We start from the raw sequence: 15,928 nt of genomic DNA on the forward strand, positions 1-15,928 counted from the left end.
ATCAATGCCAGCAGTATAAACTGTCTAGGGAGGAAACGTTAAACGCATTTAGCCAAGTGCCGTTATGCGCTTGCCGCGGTTAAATCACTTTATCCTGCCTGACTTCATCGCTTTTATGCCGATCTTTGATGTCAAACAGCATGCTCTGTTCTGTTTTTTCCGCCGTTTGCTCCACGGCTTTTTTTTCCGGCGCCGACGCTGGCAGCAGCGGTTTTTTACGCGACAGCGACTGACAGAGGAAGCTCACCACCAGCACCATCAAAGCGGCTACCAGTGGGATAAAAAAGATCAGCGAGTCATCAACCAGGTTATTGGCGATAACTGTCATCGGCCTGCTTTCTTTCACATACATCAGTATCAGTGTGGCCGTGCTGACAATGCCGCCCAACAGGAAACAGCTGTGAGTAAGAACTTGTTTCCTCATCATTTTGATCAGCGCAGCTTCATACTCATAAGCTCCGGAAGATAATTCTTTCCTGTAGGCATTCCGTTCAATGTCTCTATTGATGATATTGAGCAGGCTATCGCAGTAATTTCTTTTATTGGAGGCACTGACAAAAGGACAACCCATGACTTCCTTTATCAGGTCTTCTGTGATTTTTTTAACACCATAAAGATCTTTTTCATTCAGGCCGTACTTTCGCGCGGTAGCGCTAATCATTATCTCAATAATCTTGATGTTTGGATTTATACTCTCCGAAACGCCTTGCCTGAGATGATGAACGATTTCATTATTCGCGCAGGTAACCCTTTTCGAATATTCTCTATCGTCTTTAGGTAATAAAATAGCGCGGCTTAGCATAATAGTCACTATGCCGCTTAATACACTGCATATTACGCCAAAAAACCATGAAGAATTAATTAATGAATAAATGCTCATATTAGAAGGATCTTTTGATAACAATTGGTGCAAATATATCACTCTGATTAAACTCTGTAACTGAATATTTTTACTTCTTTGTTTTACATATTCATTAAGTCAGGCTAATACCAGTGATCCCGTAGGGTTGATGCAATGAAACTCTGATTACCCCTGCAGCTAAAGAGTCCGTTTATACTCAATCATATTTCAGCTGAGGAGAAGGGGGAAAGGATATGTCATGCGGGAAAAAAACTGTAAAAAGGGCGCACGGGCTAACCCTTTTTACAGATAAAAACATCCTGTGCAATGAATTGGTCATCCCTGGTCACAGGCTTGTGATTGTGACGAGTTATTTTTATTTTTCTGCTCTCCAAGCCTGAATGGGCTAAATATATCGCTGCAAAAATATATTAGTTTTTAGATGACTCAAAGGGACTGTTTAACAGATTCTTGGATTGATTCTTTAGTCGTTTCTTTTTTTGCATCCGGTTTCACCTGAGGGCTCTTGATGCTGTAAGGCACCGGTATTTCATTACCGGGAACTGTCAGGGTTTCCGACGAACCGATGAAGCGACCCTTCTTGCTGATGGAGAAGACGTCTGATTTTACAATGCCTTCCATCTTTCCATGTTCCATTATTTCAATTGATTCCCCTATGCAGGTGCCAGTAACCTGTCCATCAATCAGTATATAGGGTGCTTTGATTTCACCCTTCACGATGCCGGTCTTTTGGATATAGACTTTAGCCGTTGATGTGATTTTTCCATCAATCTTACCGCCGATCTGTATATCACATTGGCTCTCGATATCGCCGGTAATGGATGAATTCGGCGCGATAATTGTCTTTTCAATCACCGTCAACTCTTTCTGTTTATTGATCAAATCATTATTATCGTTCATTTGCTGTACCTGGGGTGTCGTTGAAGTTTGTCTTTCATTTTTTCCGTTCTTTACTACTTCAGCTTTAGCTGATGCATCATTACTCTTGCTATTTTTCGAAAAGAACATAATTTTATCCCGTAAAAACAATAAAATACTTACAGACGCGACAGTGAACAAAATAGCGAATAAAATTTCAAATAGACCAAGGTATATCAGAACAATACATACCATCCATATTAACCATATGGTCCATAGCATAGGCCTGTTCAATTTCAGTATCCCAGAAAGTTAATTTTCGCTGATGTTTAATGACTCGTGGATTTAATCATAAAAAACAGTGAAGGTAAATGCTTGAGACAGGGCTTATCATTGCGGCTTTTATTTGTATTTAATAGGGAGTGATGTTGCTTATTCAAATATTAATCTACCGCATCCATTAAGGTAGTAGGTTTAGTTTTCTCCTGAATGCGGATGATTATATTTAAAAAATTTTCAGCATCATGTCCTCGCGAGACACAACAACTGAACTTCGCCAGAGTGTTATATGCTGCCAGCACCCGCTCAAGTTCTTTTTTCAGTTCTGCCTGAGTTTCAATATTCACCGCGGTACGTCCTGCCATCACTTGAATAGGGGTGATGTTAGCTATCGGCGGGGTGTTAAGGATCTTTAAAGTCCTTGGCGGCACGCACCCTGAGGGTGCGGCCGAAGATAAATAATGTCAGTTGCAAACCATCAACGCCATTCAGGATTGCTCATCACGCTATACCGACCGCAGCCCAGAAAGGCGATAGCCAGACCGGCGAAGAAAAATACGGCAATGTTTTCCAGACCCCAGGCACCGACCTTGGTCAGGGTGAAAATGATACCGGGTTCAGTAATCAGCCAGGCAAACAGCATGGTAAAACAAAAAACCAACGCGGCGGGACGAACCAGAATGCCCAGAATAAACATCACCGGCACCAGAATCTCACCAACAAAAACGCCATAGGCGACTATTGAAGGCATGCCATGGGCGGTCACCATACCGACAATGCCGTCGATACCGGAAATCATCTTGTGGACACCGTGAAACAGCATTAAACCGCCGAAGGATAAACGTAGCAGCAGTCTGCCCAGGTCAGGATGGTCAAAAGCACGGTTGAGGTTAATAATCATTTATTTTTCCAGCGAGTTAGTGATATGAAACAAGAATAATATTATATGTTTACTATTCAACACCCAACATGATTTAGATGCTGTGCGCTGGATCAATCAATTCCACTGACGCTCGAGGGGAGTAGCCGATCGGCAGATAAGACGGTTTTTCTCGATTTATCCAGCGTTAAAACAGATTGGCCATCGGCTTTCGCCTCCTTCCACCATTGATTTTCACCGTATTTACCCGCATGTTAGCTAATATGTCTTCTTAAAAACAATCAGGGTCACACTATGACGAATCCGCTGTTAACTCCCTTTCTGCTACCGCCGTTTTCCGCGATCAAGCCTGAGCATATCGTGCCTGCCGTCAAACAGGCTCTGGACGATTGCCGCAATGTGGTCGAGCAGGTTGTGGCGCAGCCGGGGCCGTTTACCTGGGATAATTTGTGCCAGCCCCTGGCTGAAGCCGATGATCGCCTGAGCCGCATCTGGTCGCCGATCGGCCATTTGAATGCGGTCAAAAACAGTCCGGCATTGCGTGAAGCCTATGAACAAAGCCTGCCGATGCTATCTGAATACAGCACCTGGGTGGGTCAGCACAAAGGCCTGTATGACGCCTATCGCAACCTACGCGACGGCGAGTATTACAGCTCGTTAAGCGTGCCGCGCGCCAAAGCGGTCGATAATGCCCTGCGCGATTTCGAACTTTCCGGCATTGGCCTGACGGCCTCCAGGCAGCAACGTTATGGCGAAATTGCTGCCCGGCTGTCTGAACTGGGCTCTGCCTACAGCAATAATGTGCTGGACGCTACCATGGGCTGGAGCAAGTTGGTGACCGATGTCGAGGAGCTGTCCGGCATGCCGGATAGCGCTCTGGCGGCCGCTCGTGCTCAGGCCGAGGCCAAACAGCAGGATGGCTGGCTGCTGACCCTGGATATCCCCAGTTATCTGCCGGTAATGACCTATGGTGATAATGCCTCGCTGCGCGAGGAGCTTTATCGCGCCTACAACACCCGCGCCTCTGATCAAGGGCCGAATGCCGGCAAATGGGATAACAGCCCGATAATGAGCGAGATACTCGCTTTACGGCATGAGCTGGCGGCGCTGCTCGGTTTTAACAGCTATGCCGATAAATCCCTGGCCACCAAAATGGCCAAGAGCCCGGCCGATGTGCTGGACTTCCTGAATGATTTGGCTACCCGCGCCCGTGGTCAGGGCGAGCAGGAGCTTGCCCGACTGCGCGAGTTTGCCGCCAGCCAGTTTGGCCGCGACAGGCTGGAGCCGTGGGACATCAGTTATTACGCAGAAAAGCAAAAGCAGCATCTTTATGCCATCAGCGATGAGCAATTACGTCCTTACTTCCCTGAAGACCGGGTCGTCAGTGGCTTGTTTGAGGTGGTTAACCGCATTTACGGCATCACTGCCAAAGAGCGGACCGGCGTCGACACCTGGCATCCAGAGGTACGCTTTTTCGATTTGTTCGATGCCCAGAATGTGCTGCGCGGCAGTTTTTATCTGGACTTGTATGCCCGTGAAAACAAGCGTGGCGGCGCCTGGATGGATGACTGCGTCGGCATGATGCGGAAAGGCGACGGGGAATTGCAAAAGCCGGTGGCTTATCTGACCTGCAACTTCAATCGGCCGGTCAGCGGCAAACCGGCGTTGTTTACCCATGATGAAGTCACCACGCTTTTCCATGAATTCGGCCATGGCCTGCATCATATGCTGACCCGTATCGATACGCCCGGAGTGGCCGGCATCAGCGGTGTGCCCTGGGATGCGGTTGAACTACCGAGCCAGTTTATGGAAAACTGGTGCTGGCAGCCTGAGGCATTGGCGTTTATTTCCGGCCATTACGAAACCGGCGAGCCGCTGCCCAGGGAAATGCTGGATAAATTGCTGGCGGCCAAAAACTATCAGGCCGCCTTGTTCATCCTGCGCCAGCTTGAATTCGGCCTGTTCGATTTCCGCATGCATTACGAATATGATCCGGAAAAAGGCGCCCGTATCCTGGCTACCCTCGCCGAGGTGAAAAAACAGGTCGCGGTGATTGCCGGTGTGGAATGGGGTCGCTTCCCCCATGCATTCAGCCATATTTTTGCCGGCGGCTATGCCGCCGGCTACTACAGCTATCTATGGGCTGACGTGCTGGCGGCCGATGCCTGGTCCCGCTTTGAGGAGGAAGGCATTTTCAACCGTGAAACCGGATTGTCATTTCTCGACAATATCCTGTCTCGCGGCGGCTCAGAAGAGCCAATGGTTCTGTTTGCCCGCTTCCGCGGCCGTGAGCCGCGGCTGGATGCCATGCTGCATCACTACGGCATCCAGGAATAAACCCTTGGTCGCTATTTGTCTGACCCGCGCGGCGGGCGTAGAGGCAGCAAGCATGACTGCCCTGGCTCAGCGTTTTGGCCTCACGGACGACCAGGATGCCACGATGGAACTGGTGCTGACGTCTGAACGCCTGGAGTTGCGCAAGCGCGATGAGCCCAAGCTTGGCGCTATCTTCGTTGATTTTGTCGGCGGCGTCATGGATCACCGTCGCCGTTTCGGCGGCGGCCGCGGCGAAGCGGTGGCTAAAGCGGTCGGCGTGCGTGGCAAAGCCTTGCCTGATGTGGTGGATGCCACGGCAGGACTGGGACGCGATGCCTTTGTGCTGGCTTCGCTGGGCTGCAGGGTACGCATGTTTGAACGGCATCCGGTGGTGGCGGCACTGTTAGCCGATGGTCTCGATCGCGCCTATAAGTCTGTAGAGATGGGGGGATGGATGCGTGAGAGATTGACATTGCTACACTGCTCCAGCCTGGATGCGCTGGCGAATGTCCAGCCGCGGCCGGATGTGGTTTACCTTGATCCTATGTATCCCCACCGTCAGAAAAGCGCCCTGGTCAAAAAGGAAATGCGGGTTTTTCAGTCCCTGGTGGGCGCCGATGACGATGCCGATGCCTTGCTGGTTCCGGCCCGGGCCCTTGCCGTGCGGCGGGTGGTGGTCAAGCGTCCGGACTACGCCCCTCCTTTGGCCGGCATCGTCGCACACGCCCAGGTCAGCACCAAGAATCACCGTTTCGATATCTATACACCGGCTGAGGCTCCCATTGGCCGACATTCTCTGACCTACCCGGCATGATGATGGCACTGAGTGACCAGCATCAAATAAAGGATTAGCTGCAGATGGCTGCATACGATATTGAATTGATAGCGCAACTTTCAGGCGTCACGACGACGACCCTCCGTTCCTGGCAGCGCTATGGCCTGTTGCGGCCCGAACGCACGCCCGATGGACATCGGCTCTATCAGGAAGCTGACCTGATGCTTATCCACAATATTCGGCAATGGGTGGAGCAGGGTATACCGGTCAACAAGCTGAAGCCCATGCTGGATGGCAATCTGTCGGCGGTGATGGATGAATGGGAACCGCAGGGTGATGCCATCCATGCGTTGCTGGTGAAAGGTCAGCCTGCCCGCTTAAGGCAATTGGTATGGCGCTATGGCCGGGAATATCCGGCGGCCCGTTATATCCGGGATATTATCAGGCCGCTGCGCCGGTGGCTCAAGGTCTCCCAATCACCCCTTGCCGTACAGCAACTGAGCATGCTTGATAGTGCGCTCACTGAATACGCGACGTTCGTGCTTAACAGCACCCGGAAGAAACCGGGCGCACCGGTGATGCTAGTCACCTGGCAGTCGAGCGATATCACCGATGTCTGGCTGGAGGCCATACGCCTGGCCAATGAAGGCCTGCGCCTTGAGGTGCTGATTTCGCCGGTTCCCTTTCCGGTATTGTCCGGATATCAGGCCGAGCACGTTCTGCTGTGGTCAGATATTCACCTTAGCGCGGCGCAGCAGCAGCATTATGACGGCTGGCTGGCTGAAGGCATACCGGTGATGCTGATAGGTCCGGGGGCGGTTGAAAGAAGAATGATGCAGCGGGTGGAAAGCCCACGGGCCGAGGGGTTGGATCTGGATGACGTCGCCGAACTCGACTGACCAGCAAGCCGTCGCAAAGCAAGGGCTCCGCCCCGATTTCCAGGGCGGAACCAGGACGGTTATTCTTCGTCCACCTCTTCATCGTTCAGCGGAACGATCAGCATGTCCACATGGACGGTGTTAATCAACTGACGTGCCGATGACATCAACTTGCTCCAGAAATCCTGGTGATGCCCACACAACACTAAATCAACGTCATATTTGTTGATGGCGTCGACCAATACCTGGCCAAGATCGCCACTGCCGCTCAGCGTTTCGCTGATGGGATAACCTGCATTTTGCGATAACTGGGTCATCGCATGCTGTGTTTCTTCAGAAATTCTTTTCTGCATGTCGCCAAGATTGACGTCAATCAAACCGGTATAAAGGTCGGAATAGTTGACATCTACATGGATAAGCGAAATCTTTGCATTGTATGGTCTGGCCATTGACACGGCTTTTTCCACCAGAACATTGCTTTCCGGTGAGAGGTCAACGGCGATAAGGATGTGTTTGTAAGACATAGTCAAACTCCTTGCATAATGTCACTCATCAACTCGTCGCGATACGGGTAACGCATCTGGTCATACTGTTGTGACAGCCCGATGTTACCACTGATTCACGACGAAAATGTGTTGTAGGGATCACACCCATTCGCAATAGGCTGACGGGCATTGTCCCACCCGCTTCCATGGCGCTGGTGAGGCTTGAGCCCGGGAACTATGGCATGGTGACCCGATGCGGCTGCCGGGTGGTCAATTCTGCCGCTGGCGGCATGATTTTCAGTATAGCGTTTAAAAGTATCCTTGTTACAGGGCAATATAACCGCGACCCGGCGCAGATTTTTATCAAAGATAATAATTCATAATTATTAATCATCCTTCCTAAGTATATATTTTATCTAAAATGTATAAATTTTGTCGCTTCGGTTACTTTCTTTTGACAAAGTTTTTCTACACTCAGTATTGTGAGGCAACGCCATTCACCAGCGGCGTGTATCCACGGCGTTCTGTCAGTGGATTTTGACTCAGTGGATGTTTTCAGGCGTAAGAAACGCTCTCGGCCGTGGTATTCGGCTGATCTGCAGACTTGCGATGCCAGGGGGGGATTTATGATCAATACTCTTGCGCTGTTCTGGGCGTTATGTGTCGTATGTGCAATCAATATGGCTCGATACTATTCATCTTTGCGAGCTTTACTGGTGGTATTGCGCGGATGCGATCCATTGCTTTATCAATATGTTGACGGCGGCGGGTTCTTTACCGCCCACGGCCAGCCCAGCAAGCAACTGAGACTGGTGCGCTATATTTTTGCCCAGCGTTACCTGGACCATCATGACCCGGAGTTTATTCGCCGCTGTGAGCGGGTAAGAACCCAGTTTATGCTGACCAGCGCCCTGTGTGGACTGATTATCGTCAGTCTGATTGCCCTGGCGATATGGCATTGATCAGCACAAAAAAACGGCCTTTTCCAAGGCCGCCTTAATGTGCGCGTTAGCCGGTTAAATCAGCTTGAGTGCCAACCAGTACAGGCTGCCTGACAATACAATGGCGACCGGTAGTGTAAGCACCCAGGCCAGCAGAATATTCTTGACCGTTTTACCCTGTACGCCGCCGCCGTCCACCAGCATGGTGCCGGCAACGGCTGACGACAGCACATGGGTCGTCGAAACCGGCATGCCGGTGTAGCTCGCCGCGCCGATAGAGAGGGCGGCGGTCAGCTGGGCCGACAGCCCCTGTGCATAGGTCATCCCTTTTTTACCGATCTTTTCACCGATGGTGGTGGCAACGCGACGCCAGCCCACCATGGTGCCCAGCGAAAGGGCCAGGGCAACGGCGATGATTATCCAGATAGGCGCGTACTCGACGGTGGCCAGCAGATCTTTACGCAGATTACTCAAAAACCGCTGGTCCTGGGCTGAGGTTTCCGACAACTTGGCGACTTTATCCGAGGTATCGGCAATGCACATCAGCAGGCGACGCACATGTGACCGTTCGTCGGGGCTGAGTTCGGTATAGTTCTGGATATTAGCCAGTAGGCCGGAGGCACGATTGATGGCAATCAACGCCCGGGCCGGATCACAATGGAACTCATGGGGCGCAGCGGCAGGCGCTACATTGACCGCCGGTGACGGCAGAACCGGGTCCTGACCCGCCACATGGGTAAATGCGCCCTGGTGCTGCTGGAAGTATTGCTGCAGGTTGTTGACCGCATCGCGGGTACGGATGATGTCATAGCCTGAGGCGTTCATATTGACCACAAAGCCGGCCGGCGCCACACCAATAAGCACCAGCATAATGAGGCCGATGCCTTTCTGACCATCATTGGCGCCATGGGAGAAGCTGACGCCCGCCGCTGACAGGATAAGGGCCGTACGCGTCCAGAACGGCGGCTTACGCTTGCCGTCTTTCTTTTCACGTTCCGCCGGCGTCAGGTGGATGCGCTGGCGTTTTTTGGTGTTGTTCCAGTAACGGCGCAGCAGAAACACCATGCCTCCGGCAATGGCCATACCGGCGAGGGGCGAAATAATCAGCGACAGGAAAATTTGCACCATTTTCGGGATATTCAGCGCATCGACCACTGAACTCTCGGTTACCAGGGCGTTGGTCAGGCCGATACCGATAATAGCGCCTATCAGGGTATGGGAGCTTGACGCGGGCAAGCCGAAGTACCAGGTACCCAGGTTCCAGATAATGGCTGCCAGCAGCATGGAAAACATCATTGCCAGCCCGTGGGCGGAGCTGACATTCAGCAGCAGATCGGTCGGCAGAAGGTGAACAATGGCATAAGCCACGCTCAGACCGCCCAGTATCACGCCGAGAAAGTTGAACAATCCCGACATGACAACAGCGAGTTGTGAGCGCATAGCGCGGGTATAAATTACGGTTGCTACTGCATTAGCCGTATCGTGAAAGCCATTGATAGCTTCATAAACCAGTACGAATATTAATGCGAGCACCAGCATAACACCGGTATGAAATTCCAGGCCGGCAAAGAGATGTAGCATAATGGTTACGCCATTAGTTGGACATGAACGGGGCGCATTATCAGTGACAAGGGGCCCGGGTTAAAAGCAAAATATGAAGTTTCGATGAATTTTTTATGTACGTTCTCATTACATTTGATGATTAAATCCATTGAGATCAATGAGTAGTGTTCATTTACCAAATTTGTCAATTTGTTACGATGGCATTAGCCGAACGGGGCCATTACAATCAGCGCGCTCTTTGGTCCCGAGCAGCGCTCAGGGCACCCTAAAAAAGTATAGGCAGAATATCCATGGCGGAAAAGTTTGATGTAGTGGTGATCGGCGCCGGCGCGGCAGGGATGTTCTGCGCCGCGCTGGCTGGCCAGTCCGGCCTGCGGGTACTGCTGCTGGATAACGGCAAGAGGCCGGGCCGTAAAATCCTGATGTCAGGCGGCGGGCGTTGCAATTTCACCAACCTCTATATTGAGCCTGCGGCTTATCTGTCGCAAAACCCCCATTTCTGCAAGTCCGCCCTGGCGCGTTATACCCAGTGGGATTTTATCGATTTGATGCAGCGTCACGGCATCGCCTGGCATGAAAAAACGCTCGGACAACTGTTCTGTGACGACTCGGCGCAGCAGGTGGTCGATATGCTGCTTAACGAGTGCCGTGCAGGACAGGTCACTCTGCGACTGCGTAGCGAGGTCAGCGGCATCGCCAGGGCCGACGAGGGCTTTGTGCTCAATCTCCCTCAGGGGGATATCAGCGCCGCTCAACTGGTGATCGCCTCCGGCGGGCTTTCGATGCCCGGACTGGGCGCGACGCCGTTCGGTTACAAAGTCGCCCAGCAGTTCGGCCTGCCGGTTGTTCCCACCCGCGCCGCGCTGGTGCCTTTTACCCTGCACAAGCCGCTGCTGGAACAGATAAGCCAACTGTCAGGCGTGGCGGTGCCGGCGCTGGTCAGCGCCGAAAACGGTACTGTGTTTCGCGAAAACCTGTTGTTTACCCATCGTGGCATGTCCGGCCCTTCGATGCTGCAGATATCCAGCTACTGGCACAGCGGCGAGTATCTGACGATTAACCTGCTGCCGGACATCGATCCGCTGGCTTTCCTGGCTGAAGAGCTTAATGCCCATCCCAATCAAAGCCTGAAAAATACGTTGTCGAAGATTCTACCCCGGCGCTTTGTCGAATGCTGGCATCTGCTCCATGGCATACCTGAATGCACGCTTAAGCAACTGACGCCACGCCAGCAGCAGGAGTGGGTGCTGGCGCTCCAGCAATGGCGGGTGCAGCCCAACGGCACTGAAGGCTACCGTACCGCTGAGGTTACCCAGGGCGGTGTGGATACCCGCTATCTGTCTTCCAAGACCATGGAAAGCAGCCAGGTGCCGGGACTGTATTTTATCGGCGAGGTAGTGGATGTGATTGGCTGGCTGGGGGGCTATAACTTCCAGTGGGCATGGAGTTCGGCATGGGCTTGCGCGCAGGCGCTGCGAGTGTAGTTTGACAATTGAGTTGTAGTACTAATTGTCAAATTGTTATGCTAAATCCAATTGGCTTTGATGAATAAATCGAACTTTTGGCCGCCATCGGGATCAGATCACTAGATTAAAGTCATTCTGGTCGAGTACGAGCTGTGCGCCCTCAGCATCCTTTATTTATTTAAGAATGACTCAACCGTGCTGGAGAACCGCTCTGGCTGATCAAGCATGACAAAGTGAAAACTGTCATCGATCCGCGTGAAATGGATATCTGTCGCAGAGTCATAGGCTTGACGGTACATCGCATCCACGCTGGCTGCAGGTATGCCAAATAAGGGGTCATACGCGTAGACGATTTCAATCGGCGCTCTAATGCGGCTAAGCTCGGGACGTAAATCGGTAATCATCAATTCATACACTGCATCCGCAACGGTTTTGCGATCAGAATTGATCCCGGCAGCCACCAAAGCAGGCCTCACCGCCTCGGTCTTAGCCAAACGGGCTATGGATGTCTGCTGAAACTCTACGTTTTGCTCGGGCGACTGCGCCAGTTGCCAATCCCGCATAGCAGTGGCATGCGGGGCTGCAGTTTCGCTGGTCGCCGCGGGGTCAATTATCAACGTATAGAACGGCAAAGCATCGACGACCATTAAGCGACCGACCTGGTCGGGATGACGGGCCCCCAGCATCAATGCAATCTCCCCGCCAAGAGAATGGCCAATGATCACCGGTGCTTTGATGTGCTGGGTGTGAATGTATTCAGCGATGGCATCAACTGCCGGAGCGATGACTTTCCCCTCTGGGTTGGGAATGGCCGGTGTACTCGCAAAGCCCGCCAGTTCTACAAGATGAACGCGGTGGCTCATACGTAAATTTGATGCTAAACCGGCCCAAACTTCCCGAGACGACGCCAGCCCTGGAATCAATATGACATCCGTTCCTGAGCCTTGCGTCTGTACAGAGATACGCTGCGATTTCGGATGTTCTAAAGGGATGGAAAGAGCCGGTGCTGCGGACGCCGAGACTAAGGCTGACATCAATAAAAGAGCCCCTCCGATCATTGCACGGATGTTTGCGGTATGCATAAAACCTCCTTGTTTAAGCTAAGCGGTTTTAGATTAGCGGGATCCGCGATCGGTCGCGAGTCGCCAATGTATGTGTTAAAAAAGCTAGAATGTCATTAATGTGGTCGTATGGAAAGATGGGCTTTTTGTCAGGATTTAACGACATAACGTTATGTATCAGTTTTTCTAAAATCTTTGAAAACATGATTGTCATTTTTTAAATGAGTTATACAACAAAATTCGGGCACTACAGCGAGTATCGAATGACTCTACACAATCCGCGTAACGCCAACCGGGACTGGGTCGATTTCCAGCGAGATGATTTAACCGGTATTGAAAGCGTACAGGCCCATTTTAAAGGACATGCCTACGATCCCCATGATCACGACGAGCTGTTGCTTGGCATAACGCTGCAGGGCCACCAGCGTTTTAACTGTCACCGGGTGATGCACACCAGCATTCCGGGCAAGGCGATTCTGATTGAGCCGGGTGCGGTGCATGATGGTCATTCGGCCCAGCCTGAAGGTTTTACCTATGCCATGCTGTACCTGCCGCAAAAGTACCTAACCTCAGCCCTAAAGCGTCGTGGGCTGGGAGACGTTTCGGCGCTTGGCGCTACTTTTAGCCATACGCTTACTGATGACAAGTCACTGATTACCGCCATCGGCCAGGCATTCAACGCTTTCCACTTTCAGGAGGGCCGGCTGGCATGTGACGTGAATTTTGACCATTTGGTCACCACGCTGTCACGCCATATCGAGGTAAGGCCGGCGTCAAAGCTGAATGATTCCCTGATACAGATGAACCGGGTGCGCGACTATCTGCATGACCAGATGTCAGTGGATCTCGGGCTGGATGAACTGTCTGTTTTCAGCGGAGTGGATCGTTTCCGACTCAGTAGACAATTCAAACAGGCCTTTGGCTTGTCTCCCCATGCGTATCTGGTCAGGCTGCGCCTGCGGGCCGCGCGGATATTGCTGGCTGAGGGAATGCCACCTGCCCTGGTTGCCACCCAGGTGGGCTTTTCCGATCAAAGCCATCTGGGCCGCTGGTTCCAGCGCGCATACCGGCTTACGCCTGCGGCCTATCAGCGTCATTGCACAAACGTTCTAGACCCGGAGGGTTAAAGTCGCCGAACATGTTCCTTTACCGGAACATAAGCGAGGCTTTACCGATGTTTGACACCAAGATCGCCTTCCTCATCAGGGATGACCTGCCGACCTGGCAGAGAATGAACGTGGTTGCATTTCTGGCAACCGGCATTGCTTTTGCAGCACCGGAAATAGAAGGGCAGCCTTATATCGATGCCTTGGGACGCCGCTACGGCAGCATCTCCGGTCAGCCAATGCTGATTTTCGCAGCCGACCTTGCCGGCCTGCAGTCTGCTCACCGCAAAGGGCTGGAGCGTGAAGTTACCCTTATTCCCTACGTGCATGCCATGTTTTCTACCGGTCACGATGCAGCCAACCGGGAAGTGTTTTTGGCTGAAGAGGCCGACAATATGAATCTGGTGGGGCTAGGCATCCGCGGGCCGAAGAAAATTGTCGATAAAGTGATAAAGGGATTGTCACTGCATAAGTAAAATAAACAGCTTCACCGGTCCGTAAAGTGCGCTCAGTGTCATCAGGGTAACCAGCCGGACATCGTCATAGCCGCCGTCGGTGGCGGTCTTCAGCATGCCGGTTACCGCCTGCTGAAACCGCAGGTGAGGCAGGCAGAGGGTCTGCGGCGGAGCGTAATTCTCCGCGACTCAACCGTGGCAACCGACCGGGCTTGGACCGGCGATTTACGAGGGCTGTCAAGTTCTGATTGCTGGGTCAATAGCCAGCGCATTGACGTTTCAACTGGGTGGAATACCCTATGGTACGCCAGTTCCACCACCTGCTCAGAGCGCATCTGCAGGCCATCAGCCGACACTATGCCTGCGTGACCCGGGTGCAGTAGCGCCCCTGCGGCCTATCGCCCGGCGACACCACCGTCTTGGAGAACACCTTCCGCCCGTCGACCGTCAGTTGTGCCGATGTATTTTTTGCCCTGGCCGGTGACATTGCTTCATTATATGAAGCAAAATCGATCCGCTTTCTATGATTTTCCTCACGTAACCTTTGACGCGCGTGGCGCGCCCTCGCTGATTCAATAACACTTGCTGTCAACCTACGACGTAACGGCTCGCCATGCTATTCCAGGCGGGCCTGACGATTAATCAGAGCAAACCCAGATTTGCTCAGGAGATAGCATGGACAATTCCAGTATTCAGTCTGCGAGCCAATACCAGGGCACTGATAACAAGCGGTCTTCCCGGCGTACCTTTAAGATCATGATGTCCGCAGGCATAGGCCATTTTATTGAATGGTTTGATTTTGGACTGTACGGCACGCTGGCGGTGATTATTGCGGGCAATTTCTTTGCCAGCAGCGATCCCTCAGTGGCGCTGCTTAAATCCTTCGCGGTATTTGGATCCGGTTTTTTAATGCGTCCACTGGGCGGACTGTTTTTTGGATCGATGGGCGACCGACTCGGACGGCGCAAAGTGCTGGTGACGGTTATCGTCATCACTTCTATCGCAACCTTTGTGATGGGTATACTGCCGACCTATCATCAAGTCGGCATCATCGCACCGGTGCTGCTGGTCATAACCCGTCTGGTTCAGGGATTTGCCGCCGGCGGCGAAAGCTCCGGAGTGATTACCTATCTGGCGGAAAGCGCTGAACCACACCGTCGGGCAACACTCACTTGCTGGAGTGAAAACTTCAGCTTTATGGCCTTTGTCTGTGGTTCCGGTCTGGTATTACTGCTCACTCATGGGCTGGGTGAACCGGCGATGAACGACTGGGGATGGCGCATCCCTTTTCTGCTGGCGGCCCCGTTGGGGTTAGGCGGGCTTTATATGCGCCGCAATATGGAAGACTCGGCTGAATTTCACAAACTGCAGCAGAGCGGAAAAATTGAAGCCTCCCCTTTGCGCAAAACGTTAAAAACGTCCAGTCGGGCCCTGCTGTTCTGCGTCGGCTTTGTGGTGGTGAAAGCCGTAAGCAGCTGGGTGTTGCAATCGTTTATGCCAGGCTACTTATCTACTCATCTGCATTACAGCCGCACTGATTCTTATTTAATCACTACCCTGGGTTTATTAAGCGTGGCGGTATGTATGCCGTTAACCGGGTATTTATCTGACCGCTGGGGCCGGCGCCCGTTGATGCTGATGGGCTGTGGCGGTTTTATCCTCCTCACCTATCCCGCCATGATGCTGATGACCCAGGGATCGGTGGGCGCATCCATCGCCGCCATGAGTATGCTCGGGGTCTTTGTCGCCATGTTCAACGGCGGCTGCGGTGCGGCGATGGTTGAACTGTTCCCTACGGCCATTCGCTACGGCGGCATTGCCATCTCTTACAATATGACGGTCGCGGTGTTTGGCGGTGTGACGCCGCTTGCCTCGGCCAGTCTGATTTCACTAACCGGCGACCCGCTTTCACCGGCTTTTTATGTGATGGGCACCGCCGTGATTTCGTTTATTGCCGTCCTGCTGGCGAAGGAAACGGCAGGAAAAGTACTGGATTAACCTCG

At 52.3% G+C, this 15,928-nt stretch carries 15 protein-coding genes; 8 read left to right on the top strand and 7 right to left on the bottom strand.

Features of this window, described 5'->3' with window-relative positions; genetic code table 11:
• Window positions 1-79 precede the first annotated feature (79 nt).
• The 4 genes from EDC52_RS12665 to EDC52_RS12680 form a co-directional block, all read right to left on the bottom strand.
• Window positions 80-880, bottom strand: coding sequence for a hypothetical protein (locus EDC52_RS12665; protein WP_131865696.1), 801 nt, complete (start codon window positions 878-880; stop codon window positions 80-82).
• A 408-nt stretch (window positions 881-1,288) separates the two neighbouring features.
• Window positions 1,289-1,870, bottom strand: a complete 582-nt coding sequence (locus tag EDC52_RS12670; protein WP_165911712.1) for a bactofilin family protein — start codon at window positions 1,868-1,870, stop codon at window positions 1,289-1,291.
• A 293-nt stretch (window positions 1,871-2,163) separates the two neighbouring features.
• Entirely contained in the window at window positions 2,164-2,346 is a 183-nt protein-coding gene (locus EDC52_RS12675) for a hypothetical protein (protein WP_131865698.1), read from the bottom strand.
• 131 nt (window positions 2,347-2,477) lie between these two features.
• Window positions 2,478-2,900 carry a DoxX family protein gene (locus EDC52_RS12680; RefSeq protein WP_131865699.1) on the bottom strand — a complete coding sequence of 141 codons (423 nt, stop codon included), beginning with the start codon at window positions 2,898-2,900 and terminating at the stop codon, window positions 2,478-2,480.
• A gap of 273 nt (window positions 2,901-3,173) precedes the next feature.
• Between EDC52_RS12680 and prlC the strand changes: the two genes are divergently transcribed.
• The 3 genes from prlC to EDC52_RS12695 are packed head-to-tail and all read left to right on the top strand — an operon-like array spanning window position 3,174 to window position 6,869.
• Window positions 3,174-5,216: an oligopeptidase A gene (prlC, locus tag EDC52_RS12685; RefSeq protein WP_131865700.1), complete on the top strand. Its 2,043-nt coding sequence runs from the start codon at window positions 3,174-3,176 to the stop codon at window positions 5,214-5,216.
• Window positions 5,217-5,220: 4 nt separating this feature from the next.
• Window positions 5,221-6,009 (top strand): 16S rRNA (guanine(1516)-N(2))-methyltransferase RsmJ, encoded by a 789-nt coding sequence (gene rsmJ / locus EDC52_RS12690; protein WP_407924215.1) that lies wholly within the window; start codon window positions 5,221-5,223, stop codon window positions 6,007-6,009.
• 44 nt (window positions 6,010-6,053) lie between these two features.
• Window positions 6,054-6,869 carry a MerR family transcriptional regulator gene (locus EDC52_RS12695; RefSeq protein WP_131865702.1) on the top strand — a complete coding sequence of 272 codons (816 nt, stop codon included), beginning with the start codon at window positions 6,054-6,056 and terminating at the stop codon, window positions 6,867-6,869.
• Window positions 6,870-6,928: 59 nt separating this feature from the next.
• On the opposite strand, the gene uspA is transcribed toward EDC52_RS12695, so the two are convergent.
• Window positions 6,929-7,372 carry a universal stress protein UspA gene (gene uspA, locus EDC52_RS12700; protein ID WP_131865703.1) on the bottom strand — a complete coding sequence of 148 codons (444 nt, stop codon included), beginning with the start codon at window positions 7,370-7,372 and terminating at the stop codon, window positions 6,929-6,931.
• 587 nt (window positions 7,373-7,959) lie between these two features.
• Here uspA and uspB point away from each other — a divergent pair.
• Window positions 7,960-8,295, top strand: a complete 336-nt coding sequence (uspB, locus tag EDC52_RS12705; protein WP_131865704.1) for a universal stress protein UspB — start codon at window positions 7,960-7,962, stop codon at window positions 8,293-8,295.
• A 54-nt stretch (window positions 8,296-8,349) separates the two neighbouring features.
• Here the strand turns inward: uspB and pitA are convergent, their stop codons facing one another.
• The gene (gene pitA / locus EDC52_RS12710) at window positions 8,350-9,855 is read right to left on the bottom strand and encodes an inorganic phosphate transporter PitA (RefSeq protein ID WP_131865705.1); all 1,506 of its coding nucleotides are present in this window, start codon (window positions 9,853-9,855) and stop codon (window positions 8,350-8,352) included.
• Between the two features lie 272 nt (window positions 9,856-10,127).
• On the opposite strand from pitA, the gene EDC52_RS12715 reads away from it, so the two are divergent.
• A complete protein-coding gene (locus EDC52_RS12715) occupies window positions 10,128-11,321 on the top strand; it encodes a BaiN/RdsA family NAD(P)/FAD-dependent oxidoreductase (protein WP_131865706.1) in 1,194 nt (397 codons plus the stop codon).
• A gap of 152 nt (window positions 11,322-11,473) precedes the next feature.
• On the opposite strand, the gene EDC52_RS12720 is transcribed toward EDC52_RS12715, so the two are convergent.
• Window positions 11,474-12,385, bottom strand: coding sequence for an alpha/beta fold hydrolase (locus EDC52_RS12720; protein ID WP_131865707.1), 912 nt, complete (start codon window positions 12,383-12,385; stop codon window positions 11,474-11,476).
• Window positions 12,386-12,627: 242 nt separating this feature from the next.
• On the opposite strand from EDC52_RS12720, the gene EDC52_RS12725 reads away from it, so the two are divergent.
• The 3 genes from EDC52_RS12725 (at window position 12,628) to EDC52_RS12735 (ending at window position 15,923) form a co-directional block, all read left to right on the top strand.
• The gene (locus EDC52_RS12725) at window positions 12,628-13,491 is read left to right on the top strand and encodes an AraC family transcriptional regulator (protein WP_131865708.1); all 864 of its coding nucleotides are present in this window, start codon (window positions 12,628-12,630) and stop codon (window positions 13,489-13,491) included.
• A gap of 47 nt (window positions 13,492-13,538) precedes the next feature.
• The gene (locus tag EDC52_RS12730) at window positions 13,539-13,946 is read left to right on the top strand and encodes a DUF2000 family protein (RefSeq protein ID WP_131865709.1); all 408 of its coding nucleotides are present in this window, start codon (window positions 13,539-13,541) and stop codon (window positions 13,944-13,946) included.
• A 654-nt stretch (window positions 13,947-14,600) separates the two neighbouring features.
• Window positions 14,601-15,923, top strand: coding sequence for an MFS transporter (locus EDC52_RS12735; protein ID WP_131865710.1), 1,323 nt, complete (start codon window positions 14,601-14,603; stop codon window positions 15,921-15,923).
• Window positions 15,924-15,928 lie beyond the last annotated feature (5 nt).

Source organism: Biostraticola tofi (assembly GCF_004343195.1).
GTDB classification, from domain to species: Bacteria; Pseudomonadota; Gammaproteobacteria; order Enterobacterales; family Enterobacteriaceae; genus Biostraticola; species Biostraticola tofi.